The organism is Methylobacterium oryzae (assembly GCF_021398735.1).
Lineage (GTDB): Bacteria > Pseudomonadota > Alphaproteobacteria > Rhizobiales > Beijerinckiaceae > Methylobacterium.
In genome coordinates, this window is record NZ_CP090349.1 from 3,544,474 (window position 1) to 3,565,100 (window position 20,627).

The 20,627-nt window shown below is 70.2% G+C and carries 18 protein-coding genes, 1 tRNA gene and 1 pseudogene; 8 read left to right on the forward strand and 12 right to left on the reverse strand.

Annotated elements, in window-relative coordinates; genetic code table 11:
* Window position 1: 1 nt before the first annotated feature.
* Window positions 2-853 (forward strand): fumarylacetoacetate hydrolase family protein, encoded by an 852-nt coding sequence (locus tag LXM90_RS16820; RefSeq protein WP_205833530.1) that lies wholly within the window; start codon window positions 2-4, stop codon window positions 851-853.
* A 595-nt stretch (window positions 854-1,448) separates the two neighbouring features.
* Here LXM90_RS16820 and LXM90_RS16825 read toward each other — a convergent pair.
* From LXM90_RS16825 to LXM90_RS16860, 8 genes are all read right to left on the reverse strand, one after another.
* Window positions 1,449-2,249 (reverse strand): alpha/beta fold hydrolase, encoded by an 801-nt coding sequence (locus LXM90_RS16825; protein WP_100253854.1) that lies wholly within the window; start codon window positions 2,247-2,249, stop codon window positions 1,449-1,451.
* A gap of 140 nt (window positions 2,250-2,389) precedes the next feature.
* Complete coding sequence (locus LXM90_RS16830; protein ID WP_020096251.1) at window positions 2,390-3,739, reverse strand: MFS transporter; 1,350 nt, start codon at window positions 3,737-3,739, stop codon at window positions 2,390-2,392.
* Window positions 3,740-3,912: 173 nt separating this feature from the next.
* Entirely contained in the window at window positions 3,913-4,719 is an 807-nt protein-coding gene (locus LXM90_RS16835) for an enoyl-CoA hydratase/isomerase family protein (RefSeq protein WP_020096249.1), read from the reverse strand.
* A 43-nt stretch (window positions 4,720-4,762) separates the two neighbouring features.
* Window positions 4,763-6,322, reverse strand: a complete 1,560-nt coding sequence (locus tag LXM90_RS16840; protein WP_020096248.1) for an AMP-binding protein — start codon at window positions 6,320-6,322, stop codon at window positions 4,763-4,765.
* Window positions 6,315-6,848 carry a (2Fe-2S)-binding protein gene (locus LXM90_RS16845; protein WP_234080823.1) on the reverse strand — a complete coding sequence of 178 codons (534 nt, stop codon included), beginning with the start codon at window positions 6,846-6,848 and terminating at the stop codon, window positions 6,315-6,317. The genes LXM90_RS16840 and LXM90_RS16845 overlap by 8 nt, the downstream gene beginning before the upstream one ends.
* Window positions 6,836-7,699: an FAD binding domain-containing protein gene (locus LXM90_RS16850; RefSeq protein WP_042669572.1), complete on the reverse strand. Its 864-nt coding sequence runs from the start codon at window positions 7,697-7,699 to the stop codon at window positions 6,836-6,838. The genes LXM90_RS16845 and LXM90_RS16850 overlap by 13 nt, the downstream gene beginning before the upstream one ends.
* On the reverse strand, window positions 7,696-10,668 hold the full coding sequence (locus LXM90_RS16855; RefSeq protein ID WP_234080824.1) for a xanthine dehydrogenase family protein molybdopterin-binding subunit: 2,973 nt from the start codon (window positions 10,666-10,668) through the stop codon (window positions 7,696-7,698). The genes LXM90_RS16850 and LXM90_RS16855 overlap by 4 nt, the downstream gene beginning before the upstream one ends.
* 137 nt (window positions 10,669-10,805) lie before the next feature.
* A complete protein-coding gene (locus LXM90_RS16860; RefSeq protein ID WP_234080825.1) occupies window positions 10,806-11,663 on the reverse strand; it encodes a helix-turn-helix transcriptional regulator in 858 nt (285 codons plus the stop codon).
* A 475-nt stretch (window positions 11,664-12,138) separates the two neighbouring features.
* Here LXM90_RS16860 and LXM90_RS16865 point away from each other — a divergent pair, with 475 nt between their 5' ends.
* Both LXM90_RS16865 and LXM90_RS32100 read left to right on the forward strand, forming a co-directional pair.
* Complete coding sequence (locus LXM90_RS16865) at window positions 12,139-13,167, forward strand: IS110 family transposase (RefSeq protein WP_234080826.1); 1,029 nt, start codon at window positions 12,139-12,141, stop codon at window positions 13,165-13,167.
* 180 nt (window positions 13,168-13,347) lie between these two features.
* A pseudogene (locus LXM90_RS32100) lies at window positions 13,348-13,602 on the forward strand (integrase core domain-containing protein); the annotation flags it as partial.
* A 151-nt stretch (window positions 13,603-13,753) separates the two neighbouring features.
* Here the strand turns inward: LXM90_RS32100 and LXM90_RS16870 are convergent.
* Together LXM90_RS16870 and LXM90_RS16875 are read right to left on the reverse strand one after the other, a co-directional pair.
* Window positions 13,754-13,829, reverse strand: a tRNA-Ile gene (locus LXM90_RS16870).
* Between the two features lie 37 nt (window positions 13,830-13,866).
* Window positions 13,867-14,556, reverse strand: coding sequence for a DNA-3-methyladenine glycosylase family protein (locus tag LXM90_RS16875; RefSeq protein WP_234080827.1), 690 nt, complete (start codon window positions 14,554-14,556; stop codon window positions 13,867-13,869).
* Window positions 14,557-14,697: 141 nt separating this feature from the next.
* Between LXM90_RS16875 and LXM90_RS16880 the strand changes: the two genes are divergently transcribed.
* The 3 genes from LXM90_RS16880 to LXM90_RS16890 all read left to right on the forward strand — a co-directional run bounded on the left by LXM90_RS16880 (window position 14,698) and on the right by LXM90_RS16890 (window position 16,034).
* The gene (locus LXM90_RS16880) at window positions 14,698-15,255 is read left to right on the forward strand and encodes a metallophosphoesterase (protein ID WP_234080828.1); all 558 of its coding nucleotides are present in this window, start codon (window positions 14,698-14,700) and stop codon (window positions 15,253-15,255) included.
* 67 nt (window positions 15,256-15,322) lie between these two features.
* A complete protein-coding gene (locus LXM90_RS16885; protein WP_020094807.1) occupies window positions 15,323-15,649 on the forward strand; it encodes a hypothetical protein in 327 nt (108 codons plus the stop codon).
* A complete protein-coding gene (locus LXM90_RS16890) occupies window positions 15,642-16,034 on the forward strand; it encodes a hypothetical protein (RefSeq protein WP_234080829.1) in 393 nt (130 codons plus the stop codon). Before LXM90_RS16885 ends, LXM90_RS16890 begins: the two co-directional genes overlap by 8 nt.
* Window positions 16,035-16,270: 236 nt before the next feature.
* Here the strand turns inward: LXM90_RS16890 and LXM90_RS16895 are convergent, their stop codons facing one another.
* Both LXM90_RS16895 and LXM90_RS16900 read right to left on the reverse strand, forming a co-directional pair.
* On the reverse strand, window positions 16,271-17,032 hold the full coding sequence (locus tag LXM90_RS16895) for a sigma-70 family RNA polymerase sigma factor (protein WP_020094805.1): 762 nt from the start codon (window positions 17,030-17,032) through the stop codon (window positions 16,271-16,273).
* A gap of 106 nt (window positions 17,033-17,138) precedes the next feature.
* Window positions 17,139-18,143, reverse strand: a complete 1,005-nt coding sequence (locus LXM90_RS16900; protein WP_234080830.1) for an SDR family oxidoreductase — start codon at window positions 18,141-18,143, stop codon at window positions 17,139-17,141.
* A gap of 184 nt (window positions 18,144-18,327) precedes the next feature.
* Between LXM90_RS16900 and LXM90_RS16905 the strand changes: the two genes are divergently transcribed.
* Together LXM90_RS16905 and LXM90_RS16910 are read left to right on the forward strand one after the other, a co-directional pair.
* Window positions 18,328-19,512, forward strand: coding sequence for a YihY/virulence factor BrkB family protein (locus tag LXM90_RS16905; RefSeq protein ID WP_056527178.1), 1,185 nt, complete (start codon window positions 18,328-18,330; stop codon window positions 19,510-19,512).
* 377 nt (window positions 19,513-19,889) lie between these two features.
* Window positions 19,890-20,600 carry a Crp/Fnr family transcriptional regulator gene (locus LXM90_RS16910; protein ID WP_042672072.1) on the forward strand — a complete coding sequence of 237 codons (711 nt, stop codon included), beginning with the start codon at window positions 19,890-19,892 and terminating at the stop codon, window positions 20,598-20,600.
* Window positions 20,601-20,627: the final 27 nt, after the last annotated feature.

The following is a 20,627-nucleotide window of genomic DNA, read 5'->3' on the forward strand; positions in this document are numbered from 1 at the left end:
GATGAAGCTCTGTCGTTACGGTGAGGTTGGGTCCGAGCGGCCTGCTCTGGTCGATGCTGCAGGCGTCCTCCGCGACCTCTCGTCGATGTGCCGTGATCTTGGTCCGTCCGAACTCGCGCCCGACGGTCTCGCCAGGATCGCACAGACGGATCCGACGCGGCTGCCCCGGGTAGAAGGAAGCCCCCGCCTCGGCGTTCCCTTCACAGGCCTCTCGAAGTTCATCTGCATCGGGCTCAACTACTCGGACCACGCGGCCGAGGCCGGCATGGCCATCCCGAGCGAGCCAATCATCTTCCTCAAGGCTCCGAGCGCCGTCTGCGGGCCGAACGACGACACGATCCAGCCCCGCGACTCAACCAAGCTCGACTGGGAAGTGGAACTCGGCGTCGTGATCGGATCGACGGCGCAGTACGTCACCGAGGAGCACGCCCTCGATCATGTTGCCGGATACTGCGTCGTGAACGACGTCTCGGAGCGGGCCTTCCAGCTTCAGTCCAGCCAATGGGACAAGGGCAAGGGATGCGATACGTTCGGTCCAATTGGACCCTGGCTCGTGACAAAGGACGAGATCCACGATCCGCAGCAGCTCGACATGTGGCTCGACGTGAATGGAACCCGCCGTCAGACGGGCAATTCGCGCACGATGATCTTCGGCGTTCGCGAGATCATCGCGTACTGCAGTCGGTACATGACGCTCCTGCCGGGCGACATCATCGCGACGGGCACGCCGCCGGGCGTCGGCATGGGGATCAAGCCCAAGCCCGTCTGGTTGCAGCCGGGCGACACGGTCTCGCTAGGGATAGAGGGCCTCGGGCAGCAAAGCCAGCGCATCCGGCGGACCGATCACGGCTAGGGCGCCTGTCGGCCGGCTCAGGGTCGGGAGGGCGACCCGCCATCCAATCCGGGCTGAGCCGGCGGCCTGCTCGGATCATGCATTTCGCAGGATCGCGATCTTAGGCTCGTAGGTCCGCTTCAATGTGCGGCAGGTGCAGAACTTTGCAACGGCATTGCACGTGCTGACCACGAACGCAGTGAAATGCGGAGCACTACGGGCTGTGTTGGCCAATTCGCCGTGACGCGGGAGGTAGTGGCCGAAGATGGCGTGGCATAGCAGCATGATCTAGGCCTCACACCTGAACGAACAAATGGCGCTCACCTCAAGCAGGCCAATGCCTGGCTTCCCTCGGGAGTATGCATGTGGCCGACGTTCGCTTTCATGCCTTGCTGGCCGAAATTCGATAGACAGAAAACCACTCATCGAGGACGTTCACAGAAGTGCTTCGTGATGGAAAATGCTGGCCGGAAGCGGAAAGGCGATTTGCGGAAGTGCGGGACATATAGCAGACGTGGCGTTTCGGCCTCTCGCAGAATCGCGAACTGAAGATGTGCTTCTGTTGTCGGAGACAGATCCGTCATTCATCATGGCGCCGTCAGGATTGTGTAGATCCTTAGCCTGGTTCGTCTTTCAGGACATACTCGACGAAAGCCGAGATGAGAGCGACCGTGTCCGCGAAAGCTTCGCGATGTGGTTCATGACCGACACCCGGCATCTCACGGACTGTGAGCAGGCTGGGTGGACATGATCTGCGGGCTGCAGCGATCTGGGCTTGCGTCCCGTAGGCGTCCTCGGTTCCCTGTATAAGTGTCACGGGGACGGTCAGGCGTGTCAGCGCAGCCTCGATCGTCCATCCGCGTCGGGCCGGATCCAGCCATGCGTCGTTCCAGCCACGGAAGGCCCCTTCGACATCGGTGTGCCAGCGGCCGAGGCGGGTCCTCAAGAGCCCCCGCTCGTAGGCGGCTCGGGTTCGCCGGATCGCGGACAGCGTGACCTCCTCCACGAAGAAATGCGGTGCCATCAGCACACCGCCCCGCAGGCGGGCATCACCTTCCGCCAAGGCGAGAGCGGCGATCGAGGCGCCGTCGGAGTGGCCGATCATCACGCCGCTCCTGAAATCTGCGGCGTCGAGTAACCGCGGGAGGACTGTGCGGGCCTCGTGCTCGAGATAATCGGCCGGGCGAGGCAAGGGCACCGGGCTCGACGCGCCATATCCCTGGCGGGAGACGGCCAGGACACCGCACTCTGTCGTTTGGGCGAGGGTCTCGGGCAGGGCGCCCCATTGCATCGCCGAACCGAGGCCTTCGTGGAGCAACACAAGCGTGGGGGCCACCTCCGGCTGTCGACCGACGAAATGATATTCCAGTCGACCATCGCCGAGATCGAAGAAGCCGGAGGATTGCAGACGAGCCATTTCATCGCTCCCACCGAGATTCGACCAGCACGTATCGTCCTTCCCTCGGAATAGGGAAGGACGGACTGGTCAAGGGCGTGCAGGCGGAGGACCAGCAGAACGCTCGCCCTGGGAGGTGGCTCCGCCTGCATGGGGGGCCGTCACGCCCGGTCGAGGTTGCCCTGCGTCTCCGGAGTGATAACGGCGCCAACGAGATAGACTAGCGTGACGCATGTCATCACGACCGTCAGCACCATCGGGATCTGCGTCGGCCCATCGGCGATGAGGGAGACGAACGTCGGCAGCATGCCGCCCAGCGCGAAGCCGATATTCCAGGTCAGGCCCGTCCCCGTGGCCCGTACCGCCGTCGGGAATTTTTCATTGAGGAAGATCAACAGCGGCGCGTAGCTGGCGTTGGCGATGAGCGAGAGAAGGAAGGCACAGGCCGCGACCCCCATGAGGCTCGTCGTGTTCGCCATGGTCAGGAAGAGAACGGGAAAGGCGAACAGGCGGATGACTCCCATCAGCAAGAACGACCGCTTGCGCCCGATATGCTGGCTCAGTTCGCCCATGCCGCAGGCGCCGATCGCCGCCGCCACGTTGGCGCCGATCAGGATCATCGAGGCGGTGGCGTTCGGTACGCCGTTCACGAGCTTGAGGAGGGTCGGCAGGTAGCCGGACGTGAGGTAGTAGGCCGCGCCGCCGCCGAAGGAGATGAGCGTCGCGACCGCGAAGCTTCCCCGGTTGGACGGCGAGAACAGCGAGCGGATCGGCGAGGCCTTCGTCGGAGCACCCTCCCGGAGCGCGGCCTTGCGGGCCTGCAGCTCCTTGAAGATCGGGGATTCCTCGAGGTTGCGGAAGAGGATCAGGCCGATCACCGAGGTCAGTAGGCCCGAGAAGAACATCACCCGCCAGCCCCAGTCGGCGAAGGCCTCGCCCGGCGCCATGAGCGAGACGAGATAGAAGACCAGGGAGGCCAGGAGGCCGCCGATGGCCGAGCCCCCGCTGCCGACCGCCCCGGACATCAGCCCCCGCCACCGCTCCGGCACAGATTCCGTACCGATCGTGTGGGATGCCGCAACGACACCGCCGACGAAGACGCCCTGGACGAGGCGGAAGAATAGGAAGATCGCGGTGGCGAGCCATCCGATCTGGCCAACCGTCGGCAGGAGGCCGAAGACCGCCGTCGACAGGCCGACGCCGATCACCGCCACCATGAGGGCGCGGCGGCGGCCGAAGCGGTCCGCATAGGAGCCGAACAGGGCGGAGCCGAGGGGTCGGATCAGCAGCGTGACCGCGAAGGAGGCATAGGCTCCGGCCAGCGACAGCATCGGCTTGTCCGCCGGGAAGAACAAGGTGCCGACGACCGGCGCCACGTAGAGCAGAATGAACAGGTCGAAGAGATCGAGCCCCCAGCCGAACAGCGAGGCCATGGCGGCCGTCGCCGTCTGCCGACCAGTGGGCCTGGCGAGGGCGGGGGGATCGGATGCGAAGGTGGCGGCGGTCTGCATGGGGTTCCTCCGGGGGATGCGGTCGTTGCCGCGGTGGGGCCGGTTCGGGCTCTGGGTCTGGATGGGAGCCATTCGGGCGCGCGCCGTCGTTTCCCGCCTGGGCGGGATCGAAGCGATGCGGTGAAGGTCACGGGATGGGGGGAGCCGCTATGCAGCCCCCCGGCGCGGCCGGGCTATGAGCCGGTGAAGCGCGGCGCGCGCTTGGCGTGGAACGCTTCGACGCCCTCGCGGAAGTCATCGGCCTGCCGCAGGCGGCTGTAGCAATGCCCTTCGAGCTCGATGGCGATGGAGAGGCTCGCATCCTCGGTGTCGTTGAGGAGCTTCTTGGCGGTGCGCTGGGCGATGGGGGAGAAGGCGCGCAATTCGTCGACCAGCGCGTCGGTGGCCTTCTCCAGGTCCGCGTCGGCCACGCATTCGGTGGCGATGCCCCAGTCGAGGGCCTGCCGTCCGGGGATGCGCTTGGAGCGCATCACGATGTCCTTGGTCCGGGTGATGCCAACGATCTTCTGGAGACGGGCCGAGCCGCCGGAGCCGGGAATCTGCCCGAGCTTCTGCTCGGGCAGGGCGTAACGGCAGGTCTCGGAGACGATGCGGAAGTCGCAGGCCAGCGAGATCTCGAAGCCGACGCCGAACGTATAGCCCCGGTTGGCGGCGATGACGGGCTTCGAGCAGCGGGCCGGCGCCGCCATGTTCCAGGCGAGCTTCGAGACGTGCTCGGGCGAGGCGTCGAGGAAGCCCTTGATGTAGCCCCCCGACGAGAAGTGTTCGCCCTCCGCCCGCAGGACGATGACCCGCACGCGGGGATCCTCGTCCAGCGCCTCGAACACCTTACGGATCTCGTCGCGCTGGGGCATCGCAATGACGTTCATGGGCGGCCGCGCCAGGATCACGTCGGCGCGCTCGCGCTCCGAGTCGATCTCGACGCGGAACCCGTCGAGGTTCGTCAGGCGCGGGTCGATGGTGTGGGTGTCGCTCGTCATGGGTTTGGTCTCTCGCTTGTGATTCGGAGTGGGGGCGGGACCGTCAGGCAGCCTCGTGACCTTCGGCATGGGGCTCGGCCCCGCCTTCCAGGACGTACTCGCCGGCCACGAGTTGGCGGCGCAGCAGCTTGCCGACCGGCGATTTCGGGATCTCGTCCACGAAGACGTAGCGGCGCGGCAGCTTGTGACTCGGCAGGCCGCCGGCCCGGCAATGGGCGTCGAGCGCCGCCGCGTCGGTGCTGCCGCTCCGCTTGATGAAGGCCGCGACGATCCGGCCCCAGCGCTCGTCGGGCAGGCCGACGACGGCGACTTCGGACACCGCCGGATGCAGGGACAGGCGGCTCTCGATCTCGACGGGCGAGACGTTCTCGCCTCCGGTGATGATCATGTCGTCCACCCGCCCGGTGACGTAGAGGTCGCCGTCGGCGTCGGCGAAGCCGGTGTCGCCGGTGAAGTACCAGCCGTCGCGGAAGGCCTTGGCGTCGGCCTCGGGGCGATGCCAGTAGCCCTCGAAGGCTTCGTCGCCCTTGGCGATGACGGCGATCTCGCCCTCCTCGCCCGGCGCGGCGGTCCGGCTAGGATCGCCCCCCAGGGACACGACACGTACCATGGTGTTGAGGCCCGCCCGCCCGGCCGAGCCGGGCTTAACCGCCGCCTCGTGGTTGATCGTGAAGGTGTAGACCTCCGACGAGCCGTAATGATTGACGAAGAGGTCCGGCCGGAACGCCTCGGTCAGGCGGGCGAGCAGGCCGTCCGTCATCGGTGCCCCGGCGAAGCCGAGCTTGCGCACGGAGGTCGTGTTCGTCGCCTGGAAATCCCGGTGGTGCACGAGGTCGTGGTAGAGGGTCGGCACGAGGTAGAGGTTGGTGATCCGCTCGGCCGCGATCAGCCGCAGCGCCCCCGCCACATCGAACCGGGGAAGGCAGACGAAGGTCCCGCCGATCAGCGACATGGCGAGGAGCGAGCGCACCCCCATCGTGTGGTAGAGTGGCATCACGCCGAGCGTGCGCTCGCCGCGCCCGTAGAGGTTTTGCGCTACATGGGCCACGGCCGCCGCGCGCTCCGCCCGGTGTCGCCGTGGGACCCCCTTGGGCTTGGCGGTGGTGCCGGAGGTGTAGAGCATCAGCGAGATCGCCTCCGCGTCGGCCCGGGGCGTCGCCGACGGCTCCTCGGTGGCGGCGAGGTCGGCGAAGGCCGTCTCGCCGGGGCCGGGTGGCGTGCCGACGGCGATGCGCGGGATCAGCTGCGATGCCGCGCTCTCACGCAGGCTCGCGGCCGAGACCGGTTCGTAGGCGATGGCGCGGGCTTCCGCGTTCTCGATCGCGAAATCGATCTCCTCGGCCTTGGCCCGCCAGTTGATTGGCGTGATCACGACTCCCGAGAATTGGCAGGCCCAGTGCAGGGTCGCCGCCTCGTGCCGGTTCTGAAGGACCGTGACGAGGTGGTCGCCGGGCTTCAGCCCGAGCCGGTCGAGCCCGGCCACGGTCGCGGAAATGACCCCGAACCACTCCGCGTAGGTCAGCCGGGTCTCCCCGTCGACGAGGGCCAGGGCCCAGGGATCGCGGGAGACGCTCGCGAGGAAGCTGGTGCCGAGATCAAGCATGGGTGGCCTCCGGGGATGACGGGGCCGGGATGTCGCCCCTGAGTTCCGCAGCCGCCTCCAGGGCGGCCTCGATGATCGGCGCGTAGCCGGTACAGCGGCAGAGATGGCCCCCGATCACTTCCGTGATCTCTCGTCGTGACGGGTTCGGCCGGAGCGCGAGATAGGCGTCGAGTGACATCAGGATGCCGGCGGTGCAGAAGCCGCATTGCAGGGCGTGCCGCCGCCGGAAGGCCACCTGCAGCACCCCGAGGCGGCCAGGCTCCGGGGCCAGACCCTCGACGGTCCGCACGGCACAGCCCTCGACCCCCACCGCGAGGGTCAGGCAGGCCCGGGCGGGAACCCCGTCGATGGACACCGTACAGGCGCCGCAGACGCCGTGCTCGCAGCCGACATGCGTGCCCGTGGCCCCAAGCCCGTGGCGCAGGGCGTCGGTCAGCAGGGTGCGGGTCTCGACTTCGACCGCGGTCTCGCGCCCGTTGAGGGTGAAGGCGACCGTGTGACGGTCCTGCGCGTCTAGCTGTGGCATGGCACGGCCTCCTGATGGGTGTCGCCGCGGGCGACCTTGGCGGCTTGTTCCAGCACCCGGCGGCCGAGGCTGCGCACGAGGTCGCGGCGGTAGCGGGCGGTGGCGTGGAGGTCGTCCCCCGCGCCGAGGTCCCAGGCGAAGGCGTTGAGGGCATCGTCGAGCGCCGAGCCGTCGAGGTGGGGGAAGTCGCGGGCTGTGGGCCGGTCGGCGACGCCGCCGACAGCGAGCCGCATCCGGGTGCCGTCCACCACGGCGGCGCAGGCGACGATCGCGTAGTCGCCGTGTCGCCGCCCGATCTCAGCGAAGGCCGTGCCGGTGCCCTCCCGCCGCAGCGGATAGGCGATGGCCTCGATCATCTCGTCGTCGGCCCGGTCAGTGGCCATCATGCCAGCGAAGAAGGTCTCCGCCGCGACGCGCCGGACCTTTCGCCGGTTGCGCAGATGCACCTCGCCCTGGAGCGCCACGAGGCAGAGGGGAATCTCTGCGCTCGGGTCGGCATGGGCGACGGAGCCACACAGTGTCCCCCGTGCCCGGGTCTGGATGTGCCCGACCCACGGCAGGGCGGCGGCCAGCAGCGGCAAGTCCCGGGCGAGCCCCGGCCGGTCGAGCAGGATCGCCTGCCGCACGCCCGCCGGGATAACGAGGGCCCCCTTGTCGAGGCGAGGCTCCTTGAGAGCGGGGATGCGCATCACGTCGACGAGCACGGCGGGCTTCGTCAGCCGCATGTTGAGCATCGGCATCAGGGACTGGCCGCCCGCGATGATCCGGGCCTCGGGGCCGTGCTGGCGCAGGGCTTCGAGGGCGTCGTCCACGGACGTGGCGCGCAGATAGGCGAAGGGCGCGGGTTTCATGCGGACACCCCCAGACGCGCGAGGAGCCATCGCAGGGCGGCCGGGAGGCGGAGCCCGCGCTTGCCGGACCCGCCGGCTCGCCGGGCGAGGGCCGTGAAGAACCCACCGATGATCACCCGCGCGGCCCCGTCGAGGAGGCGTCCGCCCACCGCCGCGACCTTGCCGCCCACCGCCGCCTCGTAGACGTAGGCGATCCGCGTGCCCCCCGAGCCGTCGGGCTCCAGGGTCAAACGGCCGGTGCCGCCGCCGCTGCCGAGGCCGCCCGTCACCGTGCCGGTGAGCGTCACCGCCCGGGGCTCATCGAGATCGGAGAGGATCACCTCGGCCTTGTAGCGACCCTTCACCGGACCGACGCCGAGGGTGACGTCGGCCCGGAACCTTGTGTCGGAGAGCTTCCGCACCCCATGCGAACCGGGAATGACGGAGGCGAGCACGTCCGGGTCGAGGAGCATCGCCCAGATCGTCTCCGGCGGGGCAGTGACGGTGGCCGCGCCGTCGCCGCGCAGGGTCCGGTCGCCCGCCTTCGCGGCGGCCTTCGCGGCTCGACCGGCCGGCGGCGCCGGCTCGTCGCCCCCTGCCGCGAGGGCGGCGAGCTTGGCAGGCGTCAGGGGCAGGTCGATGGCCTCGAGGTCGAGGGCGTCGGCCACCGCGTTGGCGAGGCAGACCGGCGTCGACATGCAGTTTCCCTCACCGACCCCCTTCGCGCCGAGCGGCGTGAAGGGAGACGGGCTCTCGACGTGCAGGATGCGCAGGTCCGGCACCTCGGTCGCGGTGGGCAGGAGGTAATCGGCGAAGGTGCCGGACAGGAAGGCGCCGTCGTCGCCGTAGGCGAGTTCCTCGTAGACTGCCGCGCCGAGCGCCTGCGCGAAGCCGCCGCGCACCTGGCCTTCGACCATGCCCGGGTGCAGTACGCGCCCGCAATCGTGCATCGAGACGTAGCGGTCGATGGCGATTTTCCCCGTGACCCGGTCGATCTCCAGGCCGCAGATGTCGAAGATGAAGCCGTGGCAGAGGGAGGAATTGATATGGTCCTCCGCGTCCGGAGCGGTCAGCTCCGAGGGCGTCCAGAACACCGTCTCGCGGATCACCGCGCCGAGATCCTCGGGCACGAGGCCCGGCGACCAGTGGCTCGTGGCGGCCACCCGCGCGAAGGGCAGGCCTGCATCCGGGTTCAATCGCGAGACGATGCGCCCACCCGCGAAGAGCAGGTCCTCGGGACGTAGGTTCAGCTGCGCCGCCGCGATCCGCGCGAGCCTGTCGCGCAGGCGGGTGGCGGCGAGGTGCGCGACCCCCGCCACGGCGGCGGCGAAGCGGCTCGCATAGTTGCCGGAGGCAATGGACCATGCGTCCTTGGCGGTGTCGAGGTCGGCCGTGACCCGGACCTGCTCCATCGGGAGGCCGAGGACGTCGGCCACCACCTGGGCCAGCACTGTCCGGTGCCCTTGGCCCTGCGGCACCGAAGCGACCTGCACCGTCACCGAGCCGACCGGATCGAGGGTGATGGTGGCGGTCGATTGCGCGCCGTTCTTCGGCCCGGCCTTGGTGCGCTCCTCCGCCGTCAGGACGGTGGTGATGTAGCCCATGTTGGAGACGCTGGGCTCGACCGCCGCCGTCAGGCCGATCCCATAGAGGCGGCCCTCGGCGCGGGCGGCGTCCCGTCGCCGCTTCAACTCGACGAGCCCGCCATCCCGGGCGGCTTCGTCGAGGGCGCGCTGGTAATTGCCGGAATCGTAGAGAGCGCCTGTCGCGGTGCGGTAGGGAAAGGCGTCGGCCGGGATTAGGTTTGCCCGGATCACCGCGAAGGGATCGAGGCCCAGCGTCACGGCGATGCGCTGCATCAGCCGTTCGAGCGGATAGTAGACCTGCGGCCCGCCAAAGCCGCGCACGAGGCCGGTCGGGGTCTTGTTGGTGAGCACCACCCGGTTGCGTACGGCGACGTTGCGGATGGCGTAGGCGCCGGTGAGGTTGCCGTGCATCCGGTAGAGCGTGGCGGGTTCGGGCGCCCGCAGGTAGGCGCCGCAATCCTCGACCTGATCCCAATCGAGAGCGGTGACGCGCCCGTCCGCCTCGAAGGCGGCCCGGAGGGTCGTGACCCGGTTCGTGGCGGAGACGGAGGCCGAGAGGTGCTCCAGCCGGTCCTCGATCCACTTCACCGGCCGTCCCACGAGGCGGGCCGTGGCAGCGATCAGGACCGCGTAGGGGGCGACGCCCTGTTTCACCCCAAAGCTGCCGCCGGAATCCGGGGGCGTGCGCAGGCGCAGGCGGTTGCCCGGCACCTTGAGCGCCCGGGCAACGACCGCGTGAATGCTGAACGGCCCCTGGAAGTTCGCGAGCACGTCGTAGGAGTCGTCGGTGGGGTCGTAGGAAGCGACGACGCCGTAGGTCTCCATCGGCGAGCCGGTGTTGCGCGGGTAGCGCACGGTCACGGACAGGCTGTGCGGGCTATCTGCGAAGGCGACCTCGGGGTCACCGTAGCGGAAACGCCGGTCGCTCACGAGATTCGCGCCGACACCCTCGTGCAGGATCTCGCTGTCGGGGGCGAGGGCCGCCAGCGGGTCGACCACCGCCGGGCGGACTCGGTACTGAACCTCGATCAGGTCGCAGCCGTCCTCCGCGAGGTAGCGGTCGCGGGCGACGACGATAGCCACCGGCTCGCCGACATAGCGCACCCGGTCCACCGCGATGGCGCGGGCATCGACGGCCGCCCGCAGGGCCGGGACGAGACCGGTGGTGACGGCATCAAGGTCGCGGCCCGTGATCACGGCGATGACGCCGGGCAGCGCCTTGGCCGCCTGGACGTCGATGGCGAGGATGTCCGCATGGGCGTGGGGCGAGCGCAGGATCGACGCGTGCAGCGTGCCGGGCCGCGTGCCGAGATCGTCGATGTAGCGGCCGAGCCCGGAGAGCAGGGCGGCGTCCTCAACGCGCTCTACGGACCGTCCGACATAGCTCGTTGACACGATGCCCAAGCCGCTTCCTCCACCGGACCTCTCGATGGGGTCCTTGTCGCGGGCAGAGTGACGGATCCGGGCGGGCGCCACGATGCCGAGGCATCTCGCGACTTACCCAAACGTCTCATTTTCGACGTGGCGGAGGGCCTTTGGCTTCACACGGCGGGTTGGCCGCTTCGCCGGACAATGCTGCGGAATACGCTTGGGGGCACGCTGACATGATCCCGGAAGAAGCGCGAGAAATGGGCAGGCGCGGCGAAGCCGAGGCGCGTGCCGATCGCCGCCAAGGATTCCTCGCTGCCCACGATCGACTCGACGGCCTGCTCGATGCGGATCGCGTTGAGGAAGACGTGGGGCGGAGCTCCGGTGGATTGCTCGAACAGGCGATAGAATTGCGCTCGGGAAAGGCCCGCCTCACGGGCCAGGGCCTCGATCCCCAACGTGACACCGGGCTCGGCGCGCACTCGCGCGATAGTCCGCCGGATGCGCCAATCGCTGGCGTTGCGCCTGGCGGCGGCGCGGAGCGCCTCGGCCTCCTCACGCCACGCGGTGAACCGCTCGATTACCGCGATCATCAGGCCCGACAGCAACTGATCCTGAATGTGCGAGGAGTGCGGCGCGTAGACCATCTCCGCAGCGAGGTCGTGCGCGAAGCGGCGGATCGTCGGGGTCACGCCGCCCAAGGGCTTTCCAAAGAAGCCAGGCGCCCCGCTCGCCGCCCAATTGCGCCGGAAGGCCCCCAGCCAGTCCGGCTCGATATAGAGGGCCAGGATCATCGCCTTGGCGCGGCGCGGATCATGGAGATAAGCGTGCGTTTCCCAGGCATTGACGAGCACGGCCTGTTCGTCGGTCAGCGCAACGACACGGTCCCCAACGAGGAACTCGGTGTCGTCCCCTTCGACCTTCAGAAGAACGTGGCAGTGCGGATGCGCGTGCCGAACAAGGCTCCGGTCCATGTCGAGGAGCGCCACGCGACCAAAGGTGCCATGAGCAATCTCGAGAGCCTCAGACATGCCTGCAAGTAGCATGATTCCGGCGGCACAACCAGTTTCTGGCCGGCCGGCTGATCGCATAAAATACGCCGTGTCATCGCTCCGACGATCTTACGGGATAGCTGATTTCCGTTCCGAGCCTACCCATCAGTGCTATGGCACCATCGACTTTCAGGACATGCAATGTTCTCCGGCGCCAGTATCGATCGCTTCATTGCGGCAAACGACAGTTCCAGTTGATGCCGACACTGTCTGCTTGCCGCGAGGCAGGCAGCGCGCTCCAGCGGCGGGTATGGGCGCCAAGCCGAATGTCTGGTTTTACCCGCGATTGCGATCCAGCGTGTCGTAGTCTGGCCGATAATGGAACGGCTGCTTTGGAGATGGGGGGCAGAGAAAGCAGATGGGGTGGATGGCTCCCGCTCCGACTGACGGCATCTCGGTGCCAAGATGTGGTCGCTGTCGAAGCAGCAGCCACGCTCATGCAGGAGCCATCCCCATGGAGATCACCACCGTCGGCATCGATCTGGCCAAAAGCATCTTTCAGGTTCACGCCGTCGATGCAGCTGGGCACGTCGTCGTTCGGAAGGCGCTGCGGCGGGCGCAGGTCACGCCGTTCTTCGCCAAGCTGCCGCGGTGCCTGATCGGCATGGAGGCGTGCGGCACGGCGCATCACTGGGCCCGGGAACTCATAAAGCTCGGCCATGACGTGCGGCTGATGCCGCCGGCTTACGTGAAGCCGTACGTCAAGCGCGGCAAGACCGATGCGAACGATGCCGCTGCCATCTGTGAGGCGGTGACGCGCCCGAGCATGCGCTTCGTGCCCGTGAAGGCGACCGAGCAGCAGGCGGCGCTGGCGCTGCACCGGACGCGCGACCTGCTGGTCAAGCAACGCACGCAGCTGGTGAACATGATCCGAGGCCTGCTCGCCGAGTTTGGGATCGAGATGGCGCGGGGCCTGCGGCACGCGCTCGAACTGGCGGCCCGGCTCTCGGCCGGAGACGCGGCCGAGGTGCCGCCGTTAGCCCAGCGCGTGGTGACCGGGTTGGCCGATCAGATCGGTGCCTTGCAGATTCAGCTCACCCGACTAGAGAAGGAGTTGCTCACCTGGCATCGAGACAGCGACCTGTCGCAGCGGCTTGCGACGATCCCGGGTGTCGGCATCGTGTCGGCAACCGCGCTGGCCGCGTCGGTGAGCGAGCCCGAGCGCTTCCGTTCCGGTCGGCAGTTCGCGGCCTCGTTGGGCCTGACACCTCTGCAGAACTGCAGTGGCGGCAAGGAGCGCCTGGGCCGGATCTCGCGCATGGGCGACCGCTACCTGCGCCGGCTGCTCGTAGTCGGCATGACGTCTCTGATCCGGCGCGCGAAGACGACACCGACCTCGGTCGACCCGCGGCTGCCGGCGCTGCTGCAGCGTAAGCCAGTGCGCGTGGTGACTGTGGCGGCGGCCAATCGCACGGCGCGGGTCGCCTGGGCGATCATGACCCGCGGCGGCACCTACCGCGCACCGGCGGCCAGGGCTGCCTGACAGCACGCAGAGGAGACGTTTCCAGGTTGCGAGGACGATGAGAGTTGATGGCGAACCGGTCAGACCGGGAGCCGGGACACCCCGCCGGCTGTCCAGGGCGTCAGAGCCCGCAAAGCAGAGTGGGACCCAGCTCACGGATACCATCAGGGCCAGCGGTCAACATGAACGACTGCATCAACAGGCCGGACACAAGACTGCACCCGACCAACGCGTCAGAAGCTCAATTCGCCACTTGCAATGCGGGAGCCATCCACACAGGACGGCCGCCGACGCGACGAGTGCCTGAACGCGAACTGCGTCCCTGTCGCTGGCCGACATGAGGAACAAGATCGAGACGAGGCGGCGGCACTACAACGAGAGCGGTCCTCAGACCGCCCTGGGGTGGCCAACGGCCCAGGAATGGCCCTGGAAACGGCCTTGCAAGCCGCCCAATGAGACTTGGAAGCTCACCTTCCGGCCGGATCAAGATCTGGGCGACCCTCAGGAACGTCGTCGCCCATGTTAGGCAATTTGTGATGCATCCCGGCCCGATTGCAAGCGAGATGGTCGACGATCTTTAAGCGTTTGCAGCGCCTTAGCTAATTGGTGGTGGGCCCGGCAGGACTCGAACCTGCAACCAGACCGTTATGAGCGGCCGGCTCTAACCATTGAGCTACGGGCCCGGGAGGCGCCGACGGATAGCCGATCTCCGGCCGGCCGTCACCCGGATTTCGCCGTGCCGCGGGGGCGCCGGGCCCAGGGCGCCGGTTCCGTTCGGGTCGGCAGGTCCGCCGGTAGGTCCGCCGGTGCGGGCGCCGTGTCCTTGATCCGCCACAGGTAGCGGGCCAGGATCGAGCGGTACGGCGCGAAGGCGGCCGCCACCGCGGCGGTGTCGGCCTGCGCGGTGAGGCGGCGCAGGCAGCCCACCGCCGCCACGTCGCCCGCGGGCCAGATGTCCGGGTCGTGGAAGTGGAAGATGCCGACCATGTCGGCCGTCCAGGGGCCGACGCCGCGGATGCCGCACAGGATCGCCGCCCGCTCGGGATGCGGCAGGGCGGCGAGGCCCGGCCCGAGGAGGCCCGCCGTCTCGGCCGCCACGATCGCCTGGAGCGCCCGCACCTTGTTGCCCGAGAGGCCGCAGGCCCGCAGCAGCGCCGCGTCCCCGGCCTCGAACAGGCCCCTCGGGCTCGCGCCCGCCGCCGCGGCCGCGGCCTCGATCCGGGCCCAGATCGCCGCCGCCGCCCGGACGGAGAGCTGCTGGTTGACCACCTCGACGAACAGGCGGTCGGCGACGCACGGATGCGCCGGCGGCTCGACCCGGATCGGACCGGCCCGCTCCAGGGCGGCCCGCAGCGGCGGATGGGCGCGCGCCGCGTCCAGGAGATGGGCGTAGATGGCGGGATCCAGCATCGCCGCAGCCTTACCGGCCCGTGGGGCTTCCCGGAAGCGGGCCCGAGTCGGGCTGGAAGCGGGCCCGAAGCGGCGGTGCGGCCGCGCGCCCCGCGCCGGCCGGCCTGGACGGGACGCGCACGCGGCCCAGGTCTCGACACCATGGCGATCTTCTTCACCGCGGACACGCATTTCGGCGACCCGCACATCCTCCGCCACCGCGGTGCTCGGTTCGGCAGCGTCGAGGCCCACGACGAGGCCCTGGTCGCCGGCTGGAACGCCGTGGTCGGCCCGGAGGACGTCGTCTGGCACCTCGGGGACTTCGCCGCCCATGCCAGCCGGGCGCATTGCGCGGCGATCTTCGCGCGGCTGAACGGCGCCAAGCGCCTCGTCCGGGGCAACCACGATTCGAACCGTGTCCTGGACCTGCCCTGGGCCGAGCCGCCGGTGGAGAGCGCCCGCCTCTCCGTCGCGGACGCGCGCGGGCAGCCGCACCGCCTGTTCCTGTCGCACTACGCGCACCGGGCCTGGCCGGGCCTGTGGCGGGAGACGCGCCACCTCTACGGGCACAGCCACGGCTGGCTCGCCGACACCACGCGCTCCTGCGATGTCGGCGTGGATGCCTGGGACGACCGCCCGGTCACCCTCGAGGCGATCCTGGTGCGCCAGGACGCGGCCGCTTGCGTGCCGGAGGAACTCGCGGCCCACGGCCTGCGCTGATGGGCGGGGACCGGCGCGCTATATCGTGCGCCGGAGCATCGACAGCCCGGCAGGAGGCCGCATCGCCATGACCGACATCCCCGCCCCGCCGCCGGGCCCGGCCGACGCCGCGACCCGGGCCGCGACTCAGGCCGCCACCGAAGCCGCCACCGAACTCGGCCTCGGGACCGACTGGGCCGCCCTCGGCGCGCCGGACTGGGACCGGGTCTGCCGCCGGGCCGGCGCGATCCTCGCCGGGCAGGGCCAGGCGCCGGCGCCCGGCTGGGACGGGGCCCTGGCGCGGGCCCTCGGCCGCCCCGATCCCGCGGCCGCGCGGGACGAGCTGGCCCGCGACGCGGCCAACACCGTGCTGGCCGAGAAGGGCGAGGTCTTCGCCCCGGAGGACGATGCCTGAGGCGGACGACGAGACGCCGCCGGTCGTGCCGCCGGTCGTGCCGCCGGGCGTGCCATCGGGCGTGCCATCGGGCGGACCGGTGGTTGCCGCGGCGGGGGTGCGGGCCGATGTAGGAGGCATGCCTTATCCCGAACACCGGCCTGAACCGCGGCCCGAGCACCGGCGTGCCGCCCCGAGACCGACCGAGCGCTACGCCCCCGGCGCGGCACCCGCCGCCCTGCGGGTGATCCCCATCGCGGGCGGCCCGACCCTCGACGCGCAGACGCGCGTGCGGCTCGGCCACCAGATGCGGGCGATGTATGATCCGGTGATCGACGAGGCGTTGGATCCCCGGCTGGCGGAGCTGCTGCAGCAGCTCGATGCGGATCGGGGCGGCTCGACCTGAGATCGGGGGCGGGGGTGTCCGGCCCGCGCATCCGCTGCGGCTTCCGGTGAAGAGGCTCCCATCGGTGGATCGGGGGGGTGTCACACCGATGGGAGCCCGGCCGAGTCGACGGATCGACCCAACCCGCCCCATATCGCCCAGGCGGCGGCCCGGGCGCTTTCACCTAAGTCAATTTGCTTGCGAATACGGCCGTCGAAGTGTCGAATTGGCGTATTCGATCGTGAGAATCGTCGCGATCAGGCCGAGGTGCCGGTCACCGAGAGCATGACCCCGTCGCTGCCGATCTCGTCGCCGCCGTAGCCGAGCATGCGCGCGAGTTGCTCGCGGGCGCGCCAGACCCGGCTCTTCACGGTGCCGATCCGGCAGTTCATCACGACGGCGGCCTCCTCGTAGCTCAGGTTCTCGATCGCCACGAGGACCAGCGCCTCCCGCATCACCGGCGCGAGCCGATCCAGGGCCGCGCGCACGTCCTGCAGGTCGAGATGGCCCCCCTGCTCGGGGATGCTGGTCAGCCGGTCGGCGTAGCTGCCGTCGGTGTCGGCGACCTCGCGGCCCTGCTTGCGGTGCTGGCTGTAGAAGACGTTGCGGAGGATCGTGAACAGCCACGCCTCCAGGTTGGTCCCGGGGGTGAATCCGCCGCGGCCGCGCCAGCCGCGCAGCAGGGTGTCCTGCACGAGATCGTCCGCCGCGGCCGGGTCGCGCGTCAACGAGACCGCGAACCGGTGCAGCGCCGGCACCACCTGCAGCAGGCCCGCGCGGAACGTTCTGTCGCGCTCGCCCTCGGCCTGCGCGAGGGCGGTCTCCAGGCGCGCGAGCAGGTCGGCGAAGGGGTTCGCATCCCTGTCCGAGTCGAGGTCGATCCGGTCGTAGGCGCGACCGAGGAGCGTGCCGAGATGGGCGCGCACGGCCTCCGGCAGGCCGAAGCGGGTCTCGTCCCCGGCCTCCTCTGCGACATCCGCGATGGGATCGAGGAGCGATGGGCCTTCGGTGTCGGGCATTCGGTCCGGTCGTCGGCGGGCGGGCCGGTCAAGCCCAGAGGACCGGTTGTGGCGCGCCCCGGCCGCCCATGCCGCAACATGGGTTAACGCCTGTCCCGAACAGGGCTCAGCCGCGGGCGCCGAACCGCCGCGCCGCCGCGAGACCGGCGAGGACGGCCGCGCAGGCCCCTGCGGCGGCGAGCCCCGTGCCGAGGGCCGTACTCAGGGTTCCGGCATCGGGGACGCCCTTGCGCGCGCGCCAGCCGCCGTCGGCCCGCGTGCCCTCCAGCGTCGGCGCGCGCAGGGCCCCGTGCGTGCGCGGCCCGGGTTCGGCCCGGTCGAGGGCCCACCGGAACCCGGCACCCATCAGGTGCTCGGTCGGGTACGGAGCCAGCGCGTAGCCGACCTGCGCGAGGCGGGCCGGCCAGCCGACCGCGACCTCGTCGCGCGGGTGGCGCGCGAGGCGGAGATAGGTCTCCGCCACGGCCTCGGGGGCGTAGTACAGGTGCCCGGGATTGAGCCGCCGGCCGCTGACATTGGCGCCGTGCTCCAGGCCCGGCGTGTCGACGATGGCGGGAAATACGGCGCAGACGCGGATGTGGCGGTGCCGGGCGAGTTCCTGGCGCAGGCTCGCCGAGAAGCCGCGCAGGCCGAACTTGCTGGCCGTGTAGGCGGCGGCGAAGGGCGTCGGCGCCCAGCCGCCCATCGAGACCGTGTTGATCAGCGTCCCCCGGCCGCGGTCGAGGAAATGCGGCAGCACCGCGTAGGCCCCGTGCACGGCGCCCAGCAGGTTCACCGCGATCGTCTGCCGGTGCAGGTCCAGGGGAGCGTCCAGCAGGGGGCCGAACACCCCCACCCCGGCATTGTTGATCCAGACGTCGATGCCGCCGAAGGCCCGGAGTGCCGCCCGGGACAGGGCGTCCACCGCCTCGGGCTCTGTGACGTCGGTGGGGACCGCGACGGCCTCGGCGCCCGACGCGCGCAGGTCGCGGGCGATTCCGTCGAGCACGTCGGCCCGCCGCGCCGCCAGCACCACCCGGGCGCCCCGCGCCGCGAAGGCCTCGGCCGCCGCCCGGCCGATGCCGCTCGAGGCCCCGGTGATGACCACCGTCCCGCCGTCCAGGCGTGCCATGCCGGTTCTCCGCGTCGTGTGTCGTCGAGTTGCAACTGCACGGCGAACCCTTCCCCGCGCCGCGGCGTTCCCCCTCGCAGCTGCGGCCATTCGGACGCGCCCGGGACGGCGCGTCCGAATGGCCGCCGCGACGCGCGGCCCCGAAGGCCCGCCCCCGTCTGCCCGAACCCTGCCGAGGTCGCCGATGCCTGCCCCCGATCCAGCCCCCGCCAGGGCCGCCGCGCCCGAGGGAGGCGCCTCGACGGTCTGGACGCTCGCCCTCGCCACCGCGCTGATCGGCCTCGTCGCCCTTCCCCGCCGGTCGGCGCGCGGCGCGGTCGGTGCCTCGGTCGACCGTGCGCCCGGCCGGTCCGCCGACCGGGACGGGGCGCGCCGGACGTCGCCCGCGCATGCGGGACGGGAGGCCCACGCCGTGGCCCGGGCCGAGGCCGATCGCGGGCGGCAGGCCTCGACGCCGACCGAGATCCCCGCCAAGGGCTGGAAGGACATCGCGCTGCGCGCCTATCACGACATCGGCGAGAACCGCCTGTCGCTCATCGCGGCCGGCGTCACCTTCTTCACGCTCCTGGCGATCTTCCCGGCGGTGGCGGCCCTGGTCTCCTGCTACGGCCTCGTGGCCGACGCCTCGACCATCAACGACCAGCTCGCCAGCCTCCAGGGCATCCTGCCCCAGGGCGCTCTGGAGATCGTCGGCGACCAGGTGAAGCGGCTGAACGAGCAGGGCAACACCACCCTCGGGTTCAGCCTGCTCATCAGCATCGCCCTGTCCGTGTGGAGCGCCAATGGCGGCGTGAAGCACGTCTTCGACGCCCTCAACCTCGTCTACAACGAGCGCGAGAAGCGCAACTTCCTCGTCCTCAATCTCGTCTCCCTCGCCTTCACGGCGGGGGCGCTCCTGTTCCTCCTCCTGGCGCTGGCCGCGGTGGTGGTGGTGCCGGTGGTGCTGGAATTCGTCGGGCTCGGCGCGGACGCGTGGTGGCTGGCGCTGCTGCGGTGGCCGGTCCTGCTCCTGGCGGTGCTGCTCGGCCTCGCCCTGCTCTACCGCTACGGGCCGAGCCGGGACGCGCCGCGCTGGCGCTGGGTCACGCCCGGGGGCGCCCTCGCGGCCGTGTTGTGGATCGTCGCGTCGCTGCTGTTCTCCTGGTACGTCGGCCATTTCGGCAGCTACAACAAGACCTACGGCTCGCTCGGCGCGGCGATCGGCTTCATGACCTGGATCTGGCTCTCGACCATGATCGTGCTGGCCGGCGCCCAGGTGAACGCCGAGATGGAGCATCAGACCGCCGAGGACACGACCGTCGGCGAACCGCAGCCCCTGGGCACGCGCCGGGCGCGCATGGCCGATACGGTGGGCGCCGCCGCGGAGTAGCGCGGCGCCCGGCCCTCACCGGGGGGCACGGCCTTCTGAGCGAGGGGGGCTCGCGGAGGGCGTCGCCGGCGAGAACGCCGACTTAACACAGGTTGGCGCGCGTTTTTCTGCTGCAGGCACAAGCCGATCAAGAAGATCCGGACTTCGATGTTCGGGCGACGGTTTGGCCCCCTGCCGATAGAAATATCCGTGCCTCATTATTTGACCGATACCCTTGGCGGCGCCATCGTTCGGGACGCTTCGGATGGGCGCGACGTCGCCCGATCCCCCGTGGCCCTCCGCTTCGGCGACCTCCCCGGCGCCTGCTCCGGCGCCTGTCCCGGCGACTGCCCGGCCGCCGGCACGCCGGCGCCGCGGTGATCTGACCGGAGGCGGACGTGGACAACCCGTTCGTACGGAAGATGGAGCGGCATGTCCGGCTCGCGCCCGAGGACCGCGCGATCCTCGACGGGTTGGGGCGCCTGCATGTCCGCCACGTCGCGGCCCGGCAGGATATCGAGGGGCAGCAGAGCGACCCGTACCACACGCACCTGATCCTCGACGGCTGGGCCTGCCGGTACAAGCAGTTCCCGGACGGGCGGCGGGCGATCGTCGCGCTGCTCCTGCCGGGCGACCTGTGCGACCCGTTCGTGTTCCGCCGGGCACGCATGGACCACGCCATCGGCGCGCTGACGCCCGTCACCGTCGCGCGGATCGCCCCGGAGCAGATCGGCGACGCGGTCCGCGGCCGGCCCGCCGTCGAGGAGTGTCTGTGGCGGGAGCTGCTCGCCGCCACGGCGATCCACCGCGAGTGGATCGCCAGCGTCGGCCGGCGCTCGGCGATCGAGCGGCTGGCGCACCTGTTCTGCGAGCTGCACCTGCGGTTGACGCGCGTCGGCCTCGCGGACGGGACGACGCTGCCGATGCCGGTGACCCAGCCCGACCTCGCCGACGCCCTCGGCCAGACGAGCGTGCATATCAACCGCACCCTGAAGGAGCTGCGCACCGGCGGCCTCGTCGCCCTGCGCAGCCGCCGCCTGACGATCCGCGACCTCGACGGGCTGCGGGAGCGCGGGCTGTTCGATCCGGCCTACCTGCAGCTCTCCTGAGCGGCGCGGGCGATACGCCGCGGCACC

What these genes read in the sequence shown, in the direction of transcription:
- LXM90_RS16820 (WP_205833530.1), top strand. Translation starts at nt 2, where the DNA reads ATGAAGCTCTGTCGTTACGGTGAGGTTGGGTCCGAGCGGCCTGCTCTG.
- LXM90_RS16825 (WP_100253854.1), bottom strand. Translation starts at nt 2,249, where the DNA reads ATGGCTCGTCTGCAATCCTCCGGCTTCTTCGATCTCGGCGATGGTCGA.
- LXM90_RS16830 (WP_020096251.1), bottom strand. Translation starts at nt 3,739, where the DNA reads ATGCAGACCGCCGCCACCTTCGCATCCGATCCCCCCGCCCTCGCCAGG.
- LXM90_RS16835 (WP_020096249.1), bottom strand. Translation starts at nt 4,719, where the DNA reads ATGACGAGCGACACCCACACCATCGACCCGCGCCTGACGAACCTCGAC.
- LXM90_RS16840 (WP_020096248.1), bottom strand. Translation starts at nt 6,322, where the DNA reads ATGCTTGATCTCGGCACCAGCTTCCTCGCGAGCGTCTCCCGCGATCCC.
- LXM90_RS16845 (WP_234080823.1), bottom strand. Translation starts at nt 6,848, where the DNA reads ATGCCACAGCTAGACGCGCAGGACCGTCACACGGTCGCCTTCACCCTC.
- LXM90_RS16850 (WP_042669572.1), bottom strand. Translation starts at nt 7,699, where the DNA reads ATGAAACCCGCGCCCTTCGCCTATCTGCGCGCCACGTCCGTGGACGAC.
- LXM90_RS16860 (WP_234080825.1), bottom strand. Translation starts at nt 11,663, where the DNA reads ATGTCTGAGGCTCTCGAGATTGCTCATGGCACCTTTGGTCGCGTGGCG.
- LXM90_RS16865 (WP_234080826.1), top strand. Translation starts at nt 12,139, where the DNA reads ATGGAGATCACCACCGTCGGCATCGATCTGGCCAAAAGCATCTTTCAG.
- LXM90_RS16875 (WP_234080827.1), bottom strand. Translation starts at nt 14,556, where the DNA reads ATGCTGGATCCCGCCATCTACGCCCATCTCCTGGACGCGGCGCGCGCC.
- LXM90_RS16880 (WP_234080828.1), top strand. Translation starts at nt 14,698, where the DNA reads ATGGCGATCTTCTTCACCGCGGACACGCATTTCGGCGACCCGCACATC.
- LXM90_RS16885 (WP_020094807.1), top strand. Translation starts at nt 15,323, where the DNA reads ATGACCGACATCCCCGCCCCGCCGCCGGGCCCGGCCGACGCCGCGACC.
- LXM90_RS16890 (WP_234080829.1), top strand. Translation starts at nt 15,642, where the DNA reads ATGCCTGAGGCGGACGACGAGACGCCGCCGGTCGTGCCGCCGGTCGTG.
- LXM90_RS16895 (WP_020094805.1), bottom strand. Translation starts at nt 17,032, where the DNA reads ATGCCCGACACCGAAGGCCCATCGCTCCTCGATCCCATCGCGGATGTC.
- LXM90_RS16900 (WP_234080830.1), bottom strand. Translation starts at nt 18,143, where the DNA reads ATGGCACGCCTGGACGGCGGGACGGTGGTCATCACCGGGGCCTCGAGC.
- LXM90_RS16905 (WP_056527178.1), top strand. Translation starts at nt 18,328, where the DNA reads ATGCCTGCCCCCGATCCAGCCCCCGCCAGGGCCGCCGCGCCCGAGGGA.